The following is a 17,735-nucleotide window of genomic DNA, read 5'->3' on the forward strand; positions in this document are numbered from 1 at the left end:
TATTATAACTATATTTTTTTATATAGAATTTATAAATAGTACTTTTGCAAACTATTGATATAAAAATATGAGTTTTTTAAAAGAAATACAAAGACGACGCACTTTTGGGATTATTTCACACCCCGATGCCGGAAAGACAACACTAACTGAAAAATTACTTCTTTTTGGAGGAGCAATTCAAGAAGCTGGTGCAGTTAAAAATAATAAGATAAAAAAAGGAGCAACAAGTGATTTCATGGAAATTGAACGCCAGAGAGGAATCTCGGTTTCCACTTCTGTTTTAGCCTTTAATTACAGAGAAAAAAAGATAAACATTCTTGACACACCAGGTCACAAGGATTTTGCCGAAGACACTTTTAGAACCTTAACAGCTGTAGACAGCGTAATTGTTGTAATAGATGTTGCAAAAGGAGTCGAAGAGCAAACCGAAAAACTGGTTGCCGTATGTAGAATGCGTAAAATCCCAATCATTGTTTTCATTAACAAATTAGATCGAGAAGGAAAAGACGCGTTTGACTTAATGGACGAAGTTGAACAAAAACTTGGATTAACAGTTACTCCACTAAGTTTTCCAATCGGAATGGGTTATGACTTTCAGGGTATTTACAATCTTTGGGAGCAAAACATCAACTTATTTAGCGGTGATAGCCGAAAAAATATTGAAGAAACAATCGCTTTCTCAGATGTACAAAGTCCTGAACTGGAAAAAATAATCGGTCAAAAACCTGCCGACCGTTTGCGTGAAGAACTGGAATTAATTGACGAAGTATATCCAAAATTTGATAGACAAGATTATTTGGACGGAAAACTACAACCAGTATTTTTTGGTTCAGCCTTAAATAATTTTGGAGTTCGAGAATTACTTGATTGTTTTGTAACTATTGCGCCATCGCCTAGACCAAAAGATTCTGAAACTAGACTAGTTGATCCAAAAGAAGAAAAAATGTCTGGATTTGTTTTTAAAATCCATGCTAACATGGATCCTAAACACAGAGACCGATTGGCATTTATTAAAATTGTTTCTGGTACTTTTGAAAGAAACAAACCGTATTACCATGTTCGCCAGAAAAAGAACTTAAAATTTTCAAGTCCCAATGCTTTTTTTGCTGAGAAAAAAGAAATAGTTGACATTTCATATCCTGGAGACATCGTTGGATTACACGATACTGGAAATTTCAAGATTGGCGACACTTTGACAGAAGGAGAAATAATGAGTTTCAAAGGAATCCCGAGTTTCTCACCAGAACACTTTAGATACATCAATAATGCCGATCCAATGAAAGCCAAACAGCTTGACAAAGGAGTCGATCAATTAATGGATGAAGGTGTAGCGCAATTATTTACATTGGAAATGAATAATCGAAAAGTAATTGGAACTGTAGGAGCGTTACAATATGAAGTAATTCAATACCGCTTAGAGCACGAATATGGCGCAAAGTGTACTTACGAAAACTTCCCTGTTCACAAAGCCTGTTGGGTAAAACCAGACGATGCAAAGAATGAAGAGTTCAAAGAATTTAAACGCATCAAACAAAAATTTTTGGCTAAAGACAAATACAATCAACTGGTTTTTCTTGCCGATTCTGATTTTACAATTCAAATGACACAAAATAAATATCCTAGTGTTAAATTATTCTTCACCTCTGAATTTGATTAAATTCATATTAATATATAAAAAAACGCCAGCATAAAGTTGGCGTTTTTTGTGTATACAAATTAAATTTAACCCTAAATTTTAACAAGATTTAATATTTATAGCTTTTTTCAAAAGCGTTTTTACTAATAAGTGATTTGGCTCTCTACCTGAAGTTATAACACTTTTTTTAGAATAAGACGAATCCTTAGATATAGTTCCATTGACATCTTCTTTTGTTCCCATAAACCACAGAATAAAATTCATATTTGAAGACGATTCTGAAGTCGATACTCTCACAGGGGCTGTATCATCAGAACTACCGTTTTGATTTATTGCAACTTCGTTTGACGAAATCGAAAAATCAGACTTTTGTGCAAAAACAGTAGAGCTAGTAAACAAAACAAACATAACTAAAATCAAAAATTGAATTTTATTATTACTCTTTTTTACTATTTTAAAAATTCTACTCATTTTTTTCGTTTGTGATGAATTAAGAAATACCAACAGGCCGCGAAAGTACTTGAATAGGTAACTCAAAAAAAAAAAAGTCGCCAAAGGGTTAAAAAACCCGTTTAAGTACAAAAAAACATAAGACTGAGTACAATAGAGTGAAATTAATCTGTCCACGAAAATCGAAATTCAATATAAAATTCAGAACATATTTACTAAAACTATTTGACAGCAATATTTCTATAAATAAAAAAAGACCCCATTTCTGGAGTCTTTATTTTTCAAATTATGCTTGCCCTGTAGGACCAAAATTAATGGGAATTGCAGGTTGTTCGGCCTCTTTAATTTCACCATGAGTTACTTCAAAACGGTGAATATTTTCACCTAAAGCTTTAAGTAATCTTTTAGCATGCTGTGGAGTCAAAACTATTCTTGATTTCACCTTTGCTTTTGGAACACCTGGCATAATACATACAAAATCTAATACAAATTCAGATGAAGAATGATTAATGATAGCTAAATTGGAATAAATTCCTTCAGCTACCTTTTCATCTAATTCTATGTTTATCTGTTCTTGCTGTTGTTTAGAATTGCTCATAAAAGTTATTTTTATCAAAATTCTCTCCCTACATAAGCAGAGAGAGAACATTGAGGAAAAGAATTAATAAATATATTCTTCTTTATTAGCCATCATATCATTATAATCTTCTCTAGAACCTACAATTGCATTATCATATTCTCTCATACCTGTACCGGCTGGGATTCTATGTCCAACAATTACATTCTCTTTCAATCCTTCTAATAAATCAACTTTACCTGCAACAGCAGCTTCATTTAATACTTTTGTTGTTTCTTGGAAAGAAGCAGCAGAAATAAATGATTTAGTTTGAAGAGAAGCTCTAGTAATACCTTGCAATACAGGTGTTGCAGTTGCTGTAATTACATCACGCGCAACGACAAGGTTTTTATCTGTACGCTTCAATAATGAATTCTCATCACGCAATTGACGTGGCGTTATGATTTGACCTGGTTTCAAGATGCTTGAATCTCCAGCATCTTCAACCACTTTCATTCCATATAAATTATCGTTTTGAACGATAAAATCTTTGGTATGAATCAATTGATCTTCTAAGAATAAAGTATCTCCTGGATCTTGAACTCTAACTTTACGCATCATCTGACGTATTACTACCTCAAAGTGCTTGTCGTTGATTTTTACCCCTTGAAGACGGTATACCTCTTGAATTTCATTTACCAAATACTGTTGAACAGCAGCAGGTCCTTGAATTCTCAAAATATCATCTGGAGTAATTGCACCATCAGACAAAGGAACACCAGCTCTTACGAAGTCATTTTCCTGAACTAGAATCTGGCTTGATAATTTAACCAAGTATTTTCTAATATCACCAAATTTAGACTCAATAACAATCTCACGGTTACCTCTTTTAATTTTTCCAAAAGAAACAACACCATCAATCTCTGAAACTACAGCTGGGTTTGAAGGATTACGAGCCTCTAACAACTCCGTAATTCTTGGTAAACCTCCTGTAATATCCCCAGATTTAGATGAACGACGTGGAATTTTAACCAAAACTTTACCAGCTTTAATTTTTTCCCCGTTTTCAACCATCAAGTGAGCTCCAACCGGTAAGTTGTAAGAACGGATTAACTCTCCTTCTTTACCGTAAACCAATAAAGTAGGTATTAATTTTTTGTTTCTTGACTCAGAGATTACTTTTTCTTGAAAACCAGTTTGCTCATCAATTTCAACCATGAACGATTGTCCTTGCTCTAAATCTTCATAAGCAATTTTACCAGTAAACTCAGAAACAATAACTCCATTATATGGATCCCATTTACAGATCACATCTCCTTTTGCAACTGATTGACCATCACCTACAAAAATACTTGAACCGTAAGGAATATTATTGGTACTTAACAAAATACCTGTTTTTTCGTCAATTAATTTTAATTCTGTTGAACGAGAAACTACAATATCTACTGAATTACCTTCACTGTCTTCACCTTTAACAGTTTTTAAATCTTCGATTTCCAGTTTACCCGCAAAACGAGTTATAATACTAGACTCTTCAGAAATACCTCCTGCAACCCCTCCAACGTGGAAAGTACGTAATGTCAACTGTGTACCTGGCTCTCCAATAGACTGTGCTGCAATTACACCAACTGCCTCGCCTCTTTGAGTCATTTTACCAGTAGCTAAGTTTCTACCGTAACATTTAGCACAAATACCTTTAGTAGCTTCACAAACTAATGGCGAACGTACTTCTACTTTCTCCACTGGAGAAGCTTCAATACCTTTCACTAATGCTTCTGTGATTTGCTCACCAGCATGAACTAAAATCTCACTTGTCAAAGGATTAATTACATCTTGCAATGCAACACGTCCTAAGATTCTTTCGCCTAATGATTCAACAATTTCCTCATTTTTCTTCAAAGCAGAAACTTCAATACCTCTAAGAGTACCACAATCCTCGATATTAACAATAACGTCTTGAGAAACGTCATGCAATCTTCTAGTTAAGTATCCAGCATCGGCCGTTTTCAAAGCCGTATCCGCAAGACCTTTACGAGCACCGTGAGTAGAGATAAAGTACTCAAGGATAGAAAGACCTTCCTTAAAGTTAGAAAGAATTGGGTTTTCAATAATTTCACCACCACCAGCAGTAGATTTTTTAGGCTTAGCCATCAAACCACGCATACCGGTTAACTGACGAATTTGCTCTTTGGAACCCCTCGCTCCAGAATCAAGCATCATATACACAGAGTTGAAACCTTGTTGGTCTTCTCTAATGTTTTTCATTGCCAATTCTGTCAACTGAGCATTTGCTGAAGTCCATACATCAATAACTTGGTTATAACGTTCGTTATTGGTAATAAGACCCATGTTATAATTCGCAGAAATACCTTCAACTTGCTCTCTGGCGTCTGCGATTAATTTTGGCTTTTGTTCTGGGATTCTAATATCACCAAGAGAGAATGATAATCCTCCTTTGAATGCAAATTTATAACCCATATCTTTCATATTGTCCAAGAAAGCTGCTGTAGTAGGAACATCAGTCGAACTCAATACGTGTCCGATAATGTCTCTTAAGTTTTTCTTAGTCAATACATCATTGATATATCCAGCTGCTTCAGGTACTACTTCATTAAACAATACACGTCCAGCAGTTGTTTGGATAATTTGGTACACTAATTCTCCAGCTTCATTAAAATCTTTTGCTCTAATTTTCACACGAGCATTCAATTCTAATCTTCCTTCGTTCAATGCAATATTTACTTCTTCAGCAGAATAGAATGTAATTCCTTCTCCTAAAATTTTAAGTTCTGGTGTAGACAAACGCTCTTTGGTCATATAATAAAGACCAAGTACCATGTCCTGAGAAGGTACAGTGATTGGCGCACCATTTGCAGGGTTCAAGATATTGTGAGAAGCCAACATTAACAATTGCGCTTCCAAAATAGCCTCTGGTCCTAATGGTAAGTGAACCGCCATCTGATCCCCGTCAAAATCCGCGTTAAACGCCGTACAAACTAAAGGGTGCAATTGGATTGCTTTTCCTTCAATTAATTTTGGTTGAAAAGCTTGAATACCTAATCTGTGCAAAGTAGGAGCACGGTTTAGTAATACAGGGTGTCCTTTAATTACATTTTCAAGGATATCCCATACAACCGGTTCTTTTTTGTCAATTATTTTCTTGGCAGATTTTACTGTTTTTACAATTCCTCTTTCTATCAATTTACGGATAACGAAAGGTTTGTACAATTCAGCCGCCATATCTTTTGGCAAACCACATTCAAACAATTTCAATTCAGGTCCAACAACAATTACCGAACGAGCAGAATAATCCACACGTTTTCCAAGTAAATTTTGACGGAAACGTCCTTGCTTACCTTTTAAGGAATCAGATAATGATTTCAAAGGTCTGTTTGATTCCGTTTTTACTGCAGAAGCTTTACGAGTATTATCGAAAAGTGAATCTACAGATTCCTGCAACATACGTTTTTCGTTACGAAGGATTACTTCAGGAGCTTTAATCTCGATTAATCTTTTCAAACGATTGTTACGGATTATTACACGACGGTATAAATCATTCAAATCTGAAGTTGCAAAACGACCTCCATCAAGAGGCACAAGAGGACGCAATTCTGGTGGAATTACCGGAATCACTTTCATAATCATCCATTCTGGACGATTTTCTCTGTTCAAAGTAGACTCACGGAAAGATTCTACAACTTGCAGTCTCTTTAACGCTTCTGTTTTACGTTGTTTTGATGTTTCGTTATTCGCTTTATGTCTTAAATCATATGACAATTCGTCAAGATTAATACGAGCCAATAAATCCATAATACACTCTGCTCCCATTTTGGCAACAAATTTATTTGGATCAAAATCATCTAAATATTGATTATCTGCAGGAAGAGTATCTAAAATATTCAAATATTCTTCTTCTGTCAAGAAATCTAATCTTTCAATAGATTCACCATCTGCATTTTTAGCAATACCTGGCTGAATAACTACATATCTTTCGTAGTAGATAATCATATCTAATTTCTTAGATGGAAGACCAAGGATATAACCAATTTTATTAGGAAGAGAACGGAAATACCAGATGTGAGCAATAGGCACAACAAGGTTGATGTGTCCTACTCTATCTCTACGTACTTTTTTCTCCGTAACTTCTACACCACAACGGTCACAGATAATTCCTTTGTAACGTATTCTTTTATATTTACCACAAGCACACTCAAAATCTTTAACTGGTCCAAAAATTCTTTCGCAGAAAAGACCATCGCGCTCTGGTTTGTGAGTTCTGTAATTGATAGTTTCAGGTTTCAAAACTTCACCTCTTGACTCTTTCAAGATCGATTCAGGAGAAGCTAATCCTATTGAAATTTTATCAAATCTTTTTACAGGATTCTTATCTTTATTATTTCTATTATTCATCATAGTTTTTACTATTGATTTATTTGCAATTAAAAATTGATTTTGTAGATACTTAGCAATGCTACAATTCTACTACCTCGAATTACTTCTCTAAACTTCAAACTAAATTTTGAAGTGCTAGTCACAAAACATTTAAAGTATTATGAAAAATCGGAACGGGTTACGGGCATAAATCCTAAAAACTCGTAAAAATGAGTAATCAGTCTCGAAAAAAATCGGACTGATTACTACTAAATTTTAATTTATTCTTCTAAACGAATGTCAAGTCCAAGACCTTTCAATTCATGCATCAATACGTTGAATGATTCTGGTAATCCTGGTTCTGGCATAGACTCACCTTTCACGATTGCCTCGTAAGTTTTGGCTCTACCTATAACATCATCAGATTTAACAGTCAAGATTTCACGAAGTGTACTTGATGCTCCATAAGCTTCAAGTGCCCAAACCTCCATCTCTCCAAAACGCTGACCTCCAAATTGAGCTTTACCTCCAAGTGGTTGTTGAGTAATCAACGAGTATGGACCAATAGAACGTGCGTGCATCTTATCATCAACCATGTGACCTAATTTAAGCATGTAAATTACACCCACAGTTGCTGCTTGATGGAAACGCTCTCCAGTACCACCATCATAAAGATGTGTATGTCCAAAACGTGGTACTCCAGCTTCATCAGTCAATTCATTGATTTGATCAAGAGTTGCACCGTCAAAAATTGGTGTAGCAAATTTTCTACCCAAATTCATACCAGCCCAACCTAAAACTGTTTCATAGATTTGTCCGATGTTCATACGAGAAGGTACCCCAAGTGGGTTCAACACGATATCAACCGGTGTTCCGTCTTCAAGGAAAGGCATATCTTCATGACGAACAATACGAGCAACAATACCTTTGTTACCGTGACGTCCCGCCATTTTATCCCCAACTTTCAGTTTACGTTTCTTAGCTATATATACTTTAGCTAATTTCAAAATTCCTGATGGCAATTCATCTCCAACAGTAATTGTAAATTTCTCTCTACGTAAAGCACCTTGTAAATCGTTCAATTTAATTTTATAGTTATGAATCAAATCATTAACCATTTTATTAGTTACATCATCTGCAACCCATTGACCTTTACTTAAGTGAGCGAAATCCTCAACTGCATAAAGCATTTTTTGAGTATATTTTTTACCTTTTGGTAAAACTTCTTCACCCAAATCATTCATTACACCTTGAGAAGTTTTTCCGTTTACGATATTGAAAAGTTTCTCAATCAATTTATCTTTAAGCTCAACAAACTTAACTTCGAACTCCATTTCAAGTGCTCCTAAAGCATCTTTATCTTGAGTACGTTTACGTTTGTCTTTTACTGCTCTTGCAAATAATTTTTTATCTAAAACTACACCGTGTAAAGAAGGAGAGGCTTTTAATGAAGCATCTTTTACATCACCTGCTTTATCCCCGAAGATTGCACGAAGCAATTTCTCTTCCGGAGTAGGATCTGATTCCCCTTTTGGAGTAATTTTACCGATAAGAATGTCACCAGGTTTAACCTCGGCACCAATTCTAATCATACCGTTTTCATCCAAATCTTTTGTAGCTTCTTCAGAAACGTTTGGTATATCATTCGTTAACTCTTCGTTACCTAATTTTGTGTCTCTAACTTCTAATGAATAATCATCAACGTGAATAGAGGTAAAGATATCGTCACGAACCACTTTTTCAGAAATAACAATCGCATCCTCAAAGTTGTATCCTTTCCATGGCATAAACGCAACTTTAAGGTTTCTACCTAAAGCTAATTCTCCATTTTGAGTAGCATATCCTTCAGACAATACTTGACCAGGAATCACTCTATCCCCTTTTCTTACGATAGGTTTAAGGTTGATACTTGTTCCTTGATTGGTTTTTCTAAATTTAATTAAGTTGTAGGTTTTCTCATCAGATTCAAAACTTACCATTCTTTCTTCCTCAGAACGATCGTATTTAATAGTGATGATATTTGCATCAACGTATTCAACAACTCCATTTCCTTCAGCGTTTATTAACACTCTAGAATCTGAAGCTACTTGACGCTCTAAACCGGTACCAACAATTGGAGCTTCAGGGCGTATCAATGGTACGGCCTGACGCATCATGTTTGATCCCATCAATGCTCTGTTCGCATCATCATGTTCCAAGAAAGGAATCAAAGATGCAGAAATCGAAGCAATTTGATTTGGCGCAACGTCTGTATAATGTACTTGAGAAGGATCAATTACAGGGAAATCACCTTCTTGACGTGCAATTACGTTTTCGGCAGTGATTTTACCAGTAGCATCCATTTTAATGTTTGCTTGTGCAATTAACATTCCTTCTTCTTCTTCGGCACTTAAATAAATAGGAGTAGATTCTAAATCAACAACTCCATTATTTACTTTACGGTAAGGTGTTTCAATGAAACCCATTCCGTTAACTTTAGCATAAACACCAAGAGAAGAAATCAAACCAATGTTTGGTCCCTCAGGAGTTTCAATTGGACATAAACGTCCATAGTGCGTATAGTGAACGTCACGAACCTCAAATCCAGCTCTTTCTCTCGAAAGTCCACCTGGTCCAAGCGCAGATAATCTTCTTTTGTGCGTAATCTCAGCCAATGGATTCGTTTGATCCATAAATTGAGACAACTGGTTTGTTCCAAAGAAAGAGTTGATAACAGATGATAATGTTTTAGCATTAATCAAATCTATTGGTGTAAACACCTCGTTATCTCTAACGTTCATTCTCTCACGAATGGTTCTAGCCATACGTGCTAAACCAACACCGAATTGTTGAGACAATTGTTCTCCAACTGTTCTAACACGACGGTTCGATAAGTGATCAATATCATCAATCTCAGCTTTAGAGTTGATCAATTCAATCAAATACTTAACAATAGTAATGATATCTTCTTTGGTAAGCACTTGCTTTTCCATTGGAGTATCAAGACCAAGTTTTTTATTAATTCTATAACGACCTACTTCACCTAAGTTGTAACGTTGGTCAGAGAAGAATAATTTATCTATAATACCACGAGCAGTTTCTTCATCAGGCGGTTCTGCGTTACGCAATTGTCTGTAGATATGCTCAACAGCTTCTTTTTCAGAGTTTGTTGGATCTTTTTGTAATGTATTATGAATGATAGAATAATCAACAAGATTATTATCTTCTTTATGCAACAAAATAGATTTAACGTTTGAATCAATGATTTCTTCCACATTATCTTTGTCGATAATAGTATCTCTATCAAGGATTATTTCGTTACGTTCAATAGAAACAACTTCGCCAGTATCTTCATCAACGAAATCTTCATGCCATGTATTCAAAACACGAGCGGCCAATTTTCTACCAATATATTTTTTAAGTCCTGTTTTAGAAACTTTAATTTCTTCAGCTAGGTCAAAAATCTCAAGGATATCCTTATCTCTTTCGAACCCAATTGCACGGAATAAAGTAGTAACAGGTAATTTTTTCTTTCTGTCGATATAAGCATACATTACGCTATTGATATCTGTAGAAAATTCTATCCAAGATCCTTTAAAAGGAATAACTCTGGCAGAATATAATTTTGTTCCATTTGCATGGAACGACTGTCCAAAGAAAACACCAGGAGAACGGTGTAATTGTGAAACCACAACTCGCTCAGCTCCATTGATAACAAAAGTACCACTTGGTGTCATATAAGGTATTGTTCCAAGATAAACATCTTGCACAATAGTTTCAAAATCTTCGTGTTCAGGATCGGTACAATATAGTTTCAACCTTGCTTTTAAAGGCACACTATAAGTAAGACCTCTTTCAATACATTCTTGAATAGTGTAACGTGGCGGATCTACAAAGTAATCAAGGAATTCCAAAACAAAGTTATTTCTTGTATCTGTAATTGGAAAGTTTTCCATGAAGGTGTTGTATAACCCTTCGTCGCCTCTTTCGTCAGATTTGGTTTCCAATTGGAAAAAATCTTTAAACGATTTTACCTGAACATCTAGAAAATCTGGATAATCAGGAATATTTTTTGTAGAGGCAAAATTCAATCTTTCAGTCTGATTTGTTATCATCAATGGACAAAATTTTGATTAAAAAAAAGTAGTTTTGTGTGTAAAACACAGTAATTTATAAAACAATCTATACTTTCTTTTTACAATCAATACCTCTTTAAAAATAATATAAAATAGACTCTCGTATTATTTTCTTTCTTCGTATTGATTAAAAAAACCTTTTCGTATTTTAAACTATTTTATAATAAAACTTGATATAATTTTATTATACGAAAAATGGTTTAGGCCTTGAGAATACTCTCAAAGACCTAAACCTGTTTCAAAAACTAGTTAAACTTATTTAAGCTCAACAACAGCTCCAGCTTCTTCTAAAGATTTTTTAAGCCCTTCAGCTTCTTCTTTAGTTACACCTTCTTTAACATTGCTAGGAGCACTATCAACTACATCTTTAGCTTCTTTCAAACCTAAACCTGTAAGTTCTTTAACTAATTTTACTACAGCTAATTTAGAAGCACCAGCTTCTTTCAATACAACTGTAAATTCTGTTTGAGCTTCTTCAGCAGCACCTTCGCTACCACCAGCAGCAACTACTACAGCTGCAGCAGCTGGTTCGATACCGTACTCATCTTTCAATATTGTTGCTAATTCGTTAACTTCTTTTACAGTTAAATTAACTAATTGTTCTGCGAATTGTTTCAAATCTGCCATTTTTTCTATCGTTTTAAAATGATTTGTAAAAATATAATTTATTTATTGTGCGCTATTTTAAGCAACAAGGAAACTAAATTCCCTGTTTTGAGTATTATGCTTCAGCCTCTTCGCTACCAGCGAATTGGTTTTGTAAAGCAGAAATAACTCTTTGAGCTGGTGATTGTAACAATCCGATGATTTCACCGATAAGCTCTTCTTTAGATTTAATAGTTGCTAATGCATCTAATTGATCATCACCAAGGTAAATTTCAGAATTGATATAAGCCCCTTTCAATACAGGTTTTGCAGATTTTTTTCTAAAATCTTTGATGATTTTTCCAGGTGCGTTTGCAACATCTGAAATAAATATAGCACTATTACCTGTCAATACAGAAGGTAAATCTCCATAATCATTATCTGAAGCTTCCATTGCTTTTGCAAGCAAAGTGTTTTTCACTACCTCTAATTTAATACCTGCTTTAAAACAAGCTCTTCTCAAGTTTGAAGTTGTTTCTGCGTCTAACCCAGAAATATCAGATACATAAATAATGTTTGTACCAGCTAACTGTGCAGTTAAATCTTCAATCGCGATTGATTTTTCTTCTCTAGTCATACTAAAAATTATTAACTACCAATTATACTGCTTTAGGGTCCAATGCAATTGCAGGACTCATAGTGCTTGTAAGGTGAATACCTTTAATGTAGGTACCTTTAGCAGCAGTTGGTTTAAGTTTGATTAATGTTTGAATAATTTCGTGTGCATTGTCATAAATTTGCTCAGCTCCAAAAGAAACTTTACCAATTCCTGCATGAACGATACCAGTTTTATCAACTTTGAAATCGATTTTACCAGCTTTTACCTCTTGAACAGCTTTTGCAACATCCATAGTTACAGTACCTGTTTTAGGGTTTGGCATTAAACCTCTAGGTCCTAAAATACGACCTAATGGACCTAATTTACCCATTACAGCAGGCATAGTGATGATAACATCAACATCTGTCCAACCGTCTTTTATTTTTTGTAAATAATCGTCAAGACCTACATAGTCTGCACCAGCTGCCAAAGCTTCCGCTTCTTTATCTGGAGTAACCAATGCTAATACTTTAACATCTTTACCTGTACCGTGAGGTAAGGTTACTACACCTCTCACCATTTGATTCGCTTTTCTTGGATCTACACCCAATCTAACAGCGATATCAACAGACTCATCAAATTTTGCAGAAGCAATTACTTTTATCAATGCAGCAGCATCTTTTAAAGAGTATAATTTGTTCTTTTCAATTTTTGAAGCAGCCTCTTTTTGCTTTTTTGTCAATTTTGCCATGTCTTTCTCTTAATTAAAAAGGAGAATCTCCTGATACAGTTATACCCATAGATCTAGCTGTTCCAGCAATCATGCTCATAGCAGATTCGATTGTGAATGCATTTAAATCTACCATTTTATCTTCAGCAATTGCTTTGATAACATCCCAAGTAACGCTAGCTACTTTTTTACGATTTGGTTCACCTGATCCGGACTTTAGCTTTGCAGCTTCCAATAACTGGACAGCCGCCGGAGGAGTTTTTACAACAAAATCAAATGATTTGTCTTTATACACAGTAATTTGTACTGGGCATATTTTGCCAGGTTTATCCTGAGTTCTAGCATTAAATTGCTTACAGAACTCCATGATGTTTACCCCAGCAGCTCCTAAAGCAGGTCCAACCGGTGGCGACGGGTTCGCAGCACCTCCCTTAACTTGTAGTTTAACTACCTTACTAATTTCTTTAGCCATTTTTAAAAAATTTAACACGACAATCATTGGAAGCGATTGCAGTGGTTATTATAGATGTAACAAAAATTATACTTTTTCAACCTGCATAAAACTCAATTCTAAAGGTGTTTTTCTTCCGAAAATTTTCACCATTACTTCAAGTTTACGCTTTTCTTCATTAATTTTTTCAACTGTACCGTTAAATCCATTAAAAGGACCATCGATCACTTTAATAGTTTCTCCAATGTTGAAAGGAATAGCACGAGTATCTGTATTTACAGCCAACTCATCCACTTTACCTAGCATTCTATTTACCTCAGACATTCTTAACGGAACTGGCTCTCCACCTTTAGTTTCCCCTAAGAATCCGATAACACTTGTAATAGACTTAATAATATGAGGAATTTCTCCAACAAGATTGGCTTCCAACATAACATATCCCGGAAAGTAAACCTTATCTTTCGATAATTTTTTACCTTCTTTTACAGTAACTACTTTTTCAGTAGGCACAAGAACTTGTGAAACATAATCACTCATACCCAAACGAGCTATTTCCGTTTCGATATAAGCTTTTACTTTATTTTCTTGTCCGCTTACTGCACGAACGACATACCACTTTTTTATATTATTATCTGCCATTACAAAAAATTATGCTTTTATCCAGTTAAAAAACACAGCTAATGCTTTTGCAAATACCTCATCTACTCCCCATGTTGCTAAAGCGAATACCACTGAAAATACAGCAACAACGATCGTAAGACGCTGCACTTCAGCCCAAGCTGGCCAAGTTACATTTGATTTTAATTCTTCAAATGATTCTGATATGTAATTAACAACTTTTGTCATAGTGATTAGTTTATTTTGCACGGGCGGAGGGATTCGAACCCCCATCAACGGTTTTGGAGACCGCTATTCTACCCTTGAACTACGCCCGTAGTTAATAAAAACCAGTGTCGTCAAAACGACACTGGTTTTGGTATTTATTATAGTATTAAGCTACAATTTCAGTTACCTGACCTGCACCTACTGTTCTACCACCTTCACGGATAGCAAAACGTAAACCTACGCTCATTGCGATTGGGCTTAACAAAGTAACGTTGATAGTTAAGTTGTCACCTGGCATTACCATCTCTACACCTTCTGGTAAAGTAATAACCCCTGTTACGTCAGTTGTACGTACGTAGAACTGTGGACGGTAGTTATTGTGGAATGGAGTATGACGTCCACCTTCTTCTTTTTTCAAGATATACACCTCAGCTTTGAAAGTAGCGTGTGGTTTTACTGATCCTGGCTTAATGATAACCATTCCTCTTTTGATAGATTCTTTATCAATACCTCTTAACAATAAACCTACGTTATCTCCAGCTTCACCTCTATCAAGGATTTTACGGAACATCTCAACTCCTGTAATAGTAGAAGTTAATTTCTCAGCTCCCATACCAATGATTTCAACAGCATCTCCTGTATTAGCAATACCAGTTTCGATACGACCTGTAGCAACAGTTCCACGACCTGTAATTGTAAACACGTCCTCAACTGGCATCAAGAATGGTTTTTCAGTATCACGAACCGGCTCTTCAATCCAGCTATCAACAGCTTCCATCAATTCAAGAATTTTTGGTACCCAAGCTGGATCATTATTCAATCCTCCAAGAGCAGACCCTTGAATAACTGGACAATTATCACCATCATATTCATAGAAAGACAATAAGTCTCTGATTTCCATTTCAACTAATTCCAATAACTCAGCATCATCAACCATATCCACTTTGTTCATGAAAACTACCATTCTAGGAATACCTACTTGGCGACCTAAAAGGATGTGCTCACGTGTTTGTGGCATTGGTCCGTCAGTTGCAGCTACAACAAGGATAGCACCGTCCATTTGAGCAGCACCAGTAACCATGTTTTTTACGTAATCCGCGTGACCAGGACAGTCAACGTGTGCGTAGTGACGGTTAGCAGTTTCATACTCTACGTGTGACGTATTAATTGTAATACCTCTTTCTTTTTCTTCAGGAGCATTATCAATTTGATCAAATGATTTTGCTTGACAGTAACCAGCATCAGATAACACTTTTGTGATTGCTGCTGTTAAAGTAGTTTTACCGTGATCTACGTGTCCGATCGTACCAATATTTAAGTGTGGTTTCGAACGGTTAAAGGTTTCTTTTGCCATTTTACTTAATTTTTAATCTAGTTTATATATTTATTTCAATTTCCTACTTACTTGAGCCAACTACGGGAATTGAACCCGTGACCTCTTCCTTACCAAGGAAGCACTCTACCTCTGAGCTAAGTCGGCAGAATCCTTGATTAAAGAGATTAGATTTCTAATTTTAGATTTTTTCAATCTACAATCTTAAACCTTCAATCTAAAATTAATTCTTGTGGGGAGAGCAGGATTCGAACCTGCGAAGTTCACACAGCAGATTTACAGTCTGCCCTCGTTGGCCGCTTGAGTATCTCCCCAACTTTTTTTATTACAACTTTCGCCTTTTGAGCCGGCGGAGGGACTCGAACCCACGACCTGCTGATTACAAATCAGCTGCTCTAGCCAACTGAGCTACGCTGGCAATATCAATAAAAAAAGTCCGCTATTTCTAACGGACTGCAAATGTAGAGATTTTATCTTTTAATCAAAACATTTTTTGAAAAAAAATTTAATTAAATATGTGTTCTTAACTTTTCTTTACGTTTTACCAGCAATCGCTCTAGAGATTCTGCTGATTGTTCGACTGCCTCCTCAAAGGTTTTGCACTGCTTTTTAACCAAAAAATCATCTCCAGGAACATTAATCTTTATTTCGACAATTTTATTTTCCTTCTCACTTGTCTTTTCCACTTTCATAAAAATATCCGAAGAGACAACTCTGTCATAATATTTCTCCAATTTATCCATTCTCTCTTGAACGAAATCTACTAGCTTTTTGTCAACAGTAAAGTTAACTGCATGAACATTTACCTTCATAATCAATCTTTTTAATGGTTAAACATTTCAGAGTTATTTTTTATTCCTAGGATGCGCCTCTTGATACACTTTTTTAAGCTCAGACAAACTGCTATGGGTATAAATTTGCGTTGAAGCCAAACTAGAATGTCCTAATAACTCTTTAACTGAATTCAAATCGGCTCCGTTGTTTAATAAGTGAGTCGCAAACGTATGCCTTAATATATGAGGACTTTTTTTTACTTTCTCGGAGACAGTACTAAAGTATGAATTTATTAAACGATACACAAAAGAATCACTCAATTTTAACCCTTTTTTTGTTAGAAATAAATAATCATCATCCACTATTGTTTCCAACAAGGAACGCTCCCTAAGATATAACGACAACTGCTGTGTCACAATAGGCAAAATCGGAAGAATACGTTCTTTATTTCTTTTTCCCAGAACCTTCAAAGTACTACTCACCATATTAACATTGGAGCATTTCAAATGAATAAGTTCGGTTCTACGTATTCCTGAAATATAAAACAACTCCACAATGAGCTTATCTCTTATTTCCTGAAACCCTTCGGAATGTGAATTTTGAGACAACGCCTCCGTAAGTTCTTTTTCTGAAAAGGGAATTTGAAGTTTTTTTTCCGTTTTTAAAGCTTTATGCTTCAACAAAGGATTAATCTGAATTTGTTTTATCTTTAAAAGAAACCTATAAAAAGCTTTTAAGGAAGCTATCTTTCTATTTACTGTACTATTTGAAACGCCATCTTCAACAAGCGAAACAATCCAACTTCTAATTTGATTGTAATTTACCTGTTCAATAGTTTCTTGTTCAAAATGTTGCTTATTAAATGATTCAAAGTATATTACATCATTTAAATAAGCATTTATCGTATGTGGAGAATATTTTTTTTCTAATTGCAGATAATTTCTAAATGCATCTTTATTATTTGTAGCCATAAAAAAACCGTTAGCATCAAAGTTAAGAAACTTTAATTACTAACGGTAATTTATTTTAAAATGCAGTGACGTATTAGATATTCTCTATACTATCTCTCATATTCTGGATATAAGCTGCTTTCTGGAATTTCATTCTATTGATAACTGATGGCTTTATAAAAGCAGTACGCGCTCTTAATTGTCTTACAGTTCCAGTTTTATCGAATTTTCTTTTGTAGCGCTTAAGTGCTCTATCGATATTTTCTCCGTCTTTAATTGGTATAATTAACATAATTTTATCACCCCCTTTCGTTAAGTGCGCAAAATTAAACATTATTTTGAATTCTGAGTACTTTATTTT

Annotated in this window: 15 protein-coding genes and 4 tRNA genes; 1 reads left to right on the forward strand and 18 read right to left on the reverse strand. The window is 35.0% G+C overall.

Annotated features, from left to right (window positions below; all coding sequences use genetic code 11):
• Positions 1-67: 67 nt before the first annotated feature.
• Positions 68-1,657 carry a peptide chain release factor 3 gene (locus DOS84_RS16610; RefSeq protein WP_111411235.1) on the forward strand — a complete coding sequence of 530 codons (1,590 nt, stop codon included), beginning with the start codon at positions 68-70 and terminating at the stop codon, positions 1,655-1,657.
• Positions 1,658-1,735: 78 nt separating this feature from the next.
• On the opposite strand, the gene DOS84_RS16615 is transcribed toward DOS84_RS16610, so the two are convergent.
• The 18 genes from DOS84_RS16615 to rpsU all read right to left on the reverse strand — a co-directional run bounded on the left by DOS84_RS16615 (position 1,736) and on the right by rpsU (position 17,666).
• Positions 1,736-2,107 carry a hypothetical protein gene (locus tag DOS84_RS16615; RefSeq protein WP_124020657.1) on the reverse strand — a complete coding sequence of 124 codons (372 nt, stop codon included), beginning with the start codon at positions 2,105-2,107 and terminating at the stop codon, positions 1,736-1,738.
• A gap of 265 nt (positions 2,108-2,372) precedes the next feature.
• Complete coding sequence (locus DOS84_RS16620) at positions 2,373-2,684, reverse strand: DUF3467 domain-containing protein (protein ID WP_111411237.1); 312 nt, start codon at positions 2,682-2,684, stop codon at positions 2,373-2,375.
• A gap of 63 nt (positions 2,685-2,747) precedes the next feature.
• Positions 2,748-7,055 (reverse strand): DNA-directed RNA polymerase subunit beta', encoded by a 4,308-nt coding sequence (gene rpoC / locus DOS84_RS16625; RefSeq protein ID WP_111411238.1) that lies wholly within the window; start codon positions 7,053-7,055, stop codon positions 2,748-2,750.
• A 239-nt stretch (positions 7,056-7,294) separates the two neighbouring features.
• The gene (gene rpoB, locus DOS84_RS16630; RefSeq protein WP_111411239.1) at positions 7,295-11,107 is read right to left on the reverse strand and encodes a DNA-directed RNA polymerase subunit beta; all 3,813 of its coding nucleotides are present in this window, start codon (positions 11,105-11,107) and stop codon (positions 7,295-7,297) included.
• 276 nt (positions 11,108-11,383) lie between these two features.
• Positions 11,384-11,755 (reverse strand): 50S ribosomal protein L7/L12, encoded by a 372-nt coding sequence (gene rplL, locus DOS84_RS16635; protein WP_111411240.1) that lies wholly within the window; start codon positions 11,753-11,755, stop codon positions 11,384-11,386.
• Positions 11,756-11,849: 94 nt separating this feature from the next.
• Positions 11,850-12,350: a 50S ribosomal protein L10 gene (gene rplJ / locus DOS84_RS16640; RefSeq protein ID WP_111411241.1), complete on the reverse strand. Its 501-nt coding sequence runs from the start codon at positions 12,348-12,350 to the stop codon at positions 11,850-11,852.
• 22 nt (positions 12,351-12,372) lie between these two features.
• Positions 12,373-13,062, reverse strand: coding sequence for a 50S ribosomal protein L1 (gene rplA / locus DOS84_RS16645; protein ID WP_039111376.1), 690 nt, complete (start codon positions 13,060-13,062; stop codon positions 12,373-12,375).
• 13 nt (positions 13,063-13,075) lie between these two features.
• Positions 13,076-13,513 (reverse strand): 50S ribosomal protein L11, encoded by a 438-nt coding sequence (rplK, locus tag DOS84_RS16650; protein WP_035639405.1) that lies wholly within the window; start codon positions 13,511-13,513, stop codon positions 13,076-13,078.
• 66 nt (positions 13,514-13,579) lie between these two features.
• On the reverse strand, positions 13,580-14,131 hold the full coding sequence (gene nusG / locus DOS84_RS16655; RefSeq protein WP_111411242.1) for a transcription termination/antitermination protein NusG: 552 nt from the start codon (positions 14,129-14,131) through the stop codon (positions 13,580-13,582).
• 9 nt (positions 14,132-14,140) lie between these two features.
• Positions 14,141-14,338, reverse strand: a complete 198-nt coding sequence (secE, locus tag DOS84_RS16660; protein WP_111411243.1) for a preprotein translocase subunit SecE — start codon at positions 14,336-14,338, stop codon at positions 14,141-14,143.
• An 18-nt stretch (positions 14,339-14,356) separates the two neighbouring features.
• Positions 14,357-14,427 (reverse strand) — tRNA-Trp (locus DOS84_RS16665).
• Between the two features lie 56 nt (positions 14,428-14,483).
• Positions 14,484-15,671, reverse strand: coding sequence for an elongation factor Tu (gene tuf / locus DOS84_RS16670; RefSeq protein ID WP_111411244.1), 1,188 nt, complete (start codon positions 15,669-15,671; stop codon positions 14,484-14,486).
• A 54-nt stretch (positions 15,672-15,725) separates the two neighbouring features.
• Positions 15,726-15,797: transfer RNA gene (locus DOS84_RS16675), tRNA-Thr, on the reverse strand.
• 86 nt (positions 15,798-15,883) lie between these two features.
• A tRNA-Tyr gene (locus tag DOS84_RS16680) sits at positions 15,884-15,964 on the reverse strand.
• A gap of 30 nt (positions 15,965-15,994) precedes the next feature.
• A tRNA-Thr gene (locus tag DOS84_RS16685) sits at positions 15,995-16,068 on the reverse strand.
• Between the two features lie 91 nt (positions 16,069-16,159).
• Positions 16,160-16,462, reverse strand: a complete 303-nt coding sequence (gene hpf / locus DOS84_RS16690) for a ribosome hibernation-promoting factor, HPF/YfiA family (RefSeq protein ID WP_111411245.1) — start codon at positions 16,460-16,462, stop codon at positions 16,160-16,162.
• A gap of 33 nt (positions 16,463-16,495) precedes the next feature.
• On the reverse strand, positions 16,496-17,395 hold the full coding sequence (locus tag DOS84_RS16695; protein ID WP_111411246.1) for a tyrosine-type recombinase/integrase: 900 nt from the start codon (positions 17,393-17,395) through the stop codon (positions 16,496-16,498).
• 73 nt (positions 17,396-17,468) lie between these two features.
• On the reverse strand, positions 17,469-17,666 hold the full coding sequence (gene rpsU / locus DOS84_RS16700) for a 30S ribosomal protein S21 (protein WP_100431805.1): 198 nt from the start codon (positions 17,664-17,666) through the stop codon (positions 17,469-17,471).
• Positions 17,667-17,735 lie beyond the last annotated feature (69 nt).

Source organism: Flavobacterium aquariorum (assembly GCF_003254745.1).
GTDB lineage: Bacteria > Bacteroidota > Bacteroidia > Flavobacteriales > Flavobacteriaceae > Flavobacterium > Flavobacterium aquariorum.

What these genes read in the sequence shown, in the direction of transcription:
- rpoB (WP_111411239.1), bottom strand. Translation starts at nt 11,107, where the DNA reads ATGATAACAAATCAGACTGAAAGATTGAATTTTGCCTCTACAAAAAAT.
- rpsU (WP_100431805.1), bottom strand. Translation starts at nt 17,666, where the DNA reads ATGTTAATTATACCAATTAAAGACGGAGAAAATATCGATAGAGCACTT.
- rplA (WP_039111376.1), bottom strand. Translation starts at nt 13,062, where the DNA reads ATGGCAAAATTGACAAAAAAGCAAAAAGAGGCTGCTTCAAAAATTGAA.
- DOS84_RS16620 (WP_111411237.1), bottom strand. Translation starts at nt 2,684, where the DNA reads ATGAGCAATTCTAAACAACAGCAAGAACAGATAAACATAGAATTAGAT.
- rplL (WP_111411240.1), bottom strand. Translation starts at nt 11,755, where the DNA reads ATGGCAGATTTGAAACAATTCGCAGAACAATTAGTTAATTTAACTGTA.
- nusG (WP_111411242.1), bottom strand. Translation starts at nt 14,131, where the DNA reads ATGGCAGATAATAATATAAAAAAGTGGTATGTCGTTCGTGCAGTAAGC.
- DOS84_RS16615 (WP_124020657.1), bottom strand. Translation starts at nt 2,107, where the DNA reads ATGAGTAGAATTTTTAAAATAGTAAAAAAGAGTAATAATAAAATTCAA.
- hpf (WP_111411245.1), bottom strand. Translation starts at nt 16,462, where the DNA reads ATGAAGGTAAATGTTCATGCAGTTAACTTTACTGTTGACAAAAAGCTA.
- rplJ (WP_111411241.1), bottom strand. Translation starts at nt 12,350, where the DNA reads ATGACTAGAGAAGAAAAATCAATCGCGATTGAAGATTTAACTGCACAG.
- rpoC (WP_111411238.1), bottom strand. Translation starts at nt 7,055, where the DNA reads ATGATGAATAATAGAAATAATAAAGATAAGAATCCTGTAAAAAGATTT.
- DOS84_RS16695 (WP_111411246.1), bottom strand. Translation starts at nt 17,395, where the DNA reads ATGGCTACAAATAATAAAGATGCATTTAGAAATTATCTGCAATTAGAA.
- DOS84_RS16610 (WP_111411235.1), top strand. Translation starts at nt 68, where the DNA reads ATGAGTTTTTTAAAAGAAATACAAAGACGACGCACTTTTGGGATTATT.
- secE (WP_111411243.1), bottom strand. Translation starts at nt 14,338, where the DNA reads ATGACAAAAGTTGTTAATTACATATCAGAATCATTTGAAGAATTAAAA.
- tuf (WP_111411244.1), bottom strand. Translation starts at nt 15,671, where the DNA reads ATGGCAAAAGAAACCTTTAACCGTTCGAAACCACACTTAAATATTGGT.
- rplK (WP_035639405.1), bottom strand. Translation starts at nt 13,513, where the DNA reads ATGGCTAAAGAAATTAGTAAGGTAGTTAAACTACAAGTTAAGGGAGGT.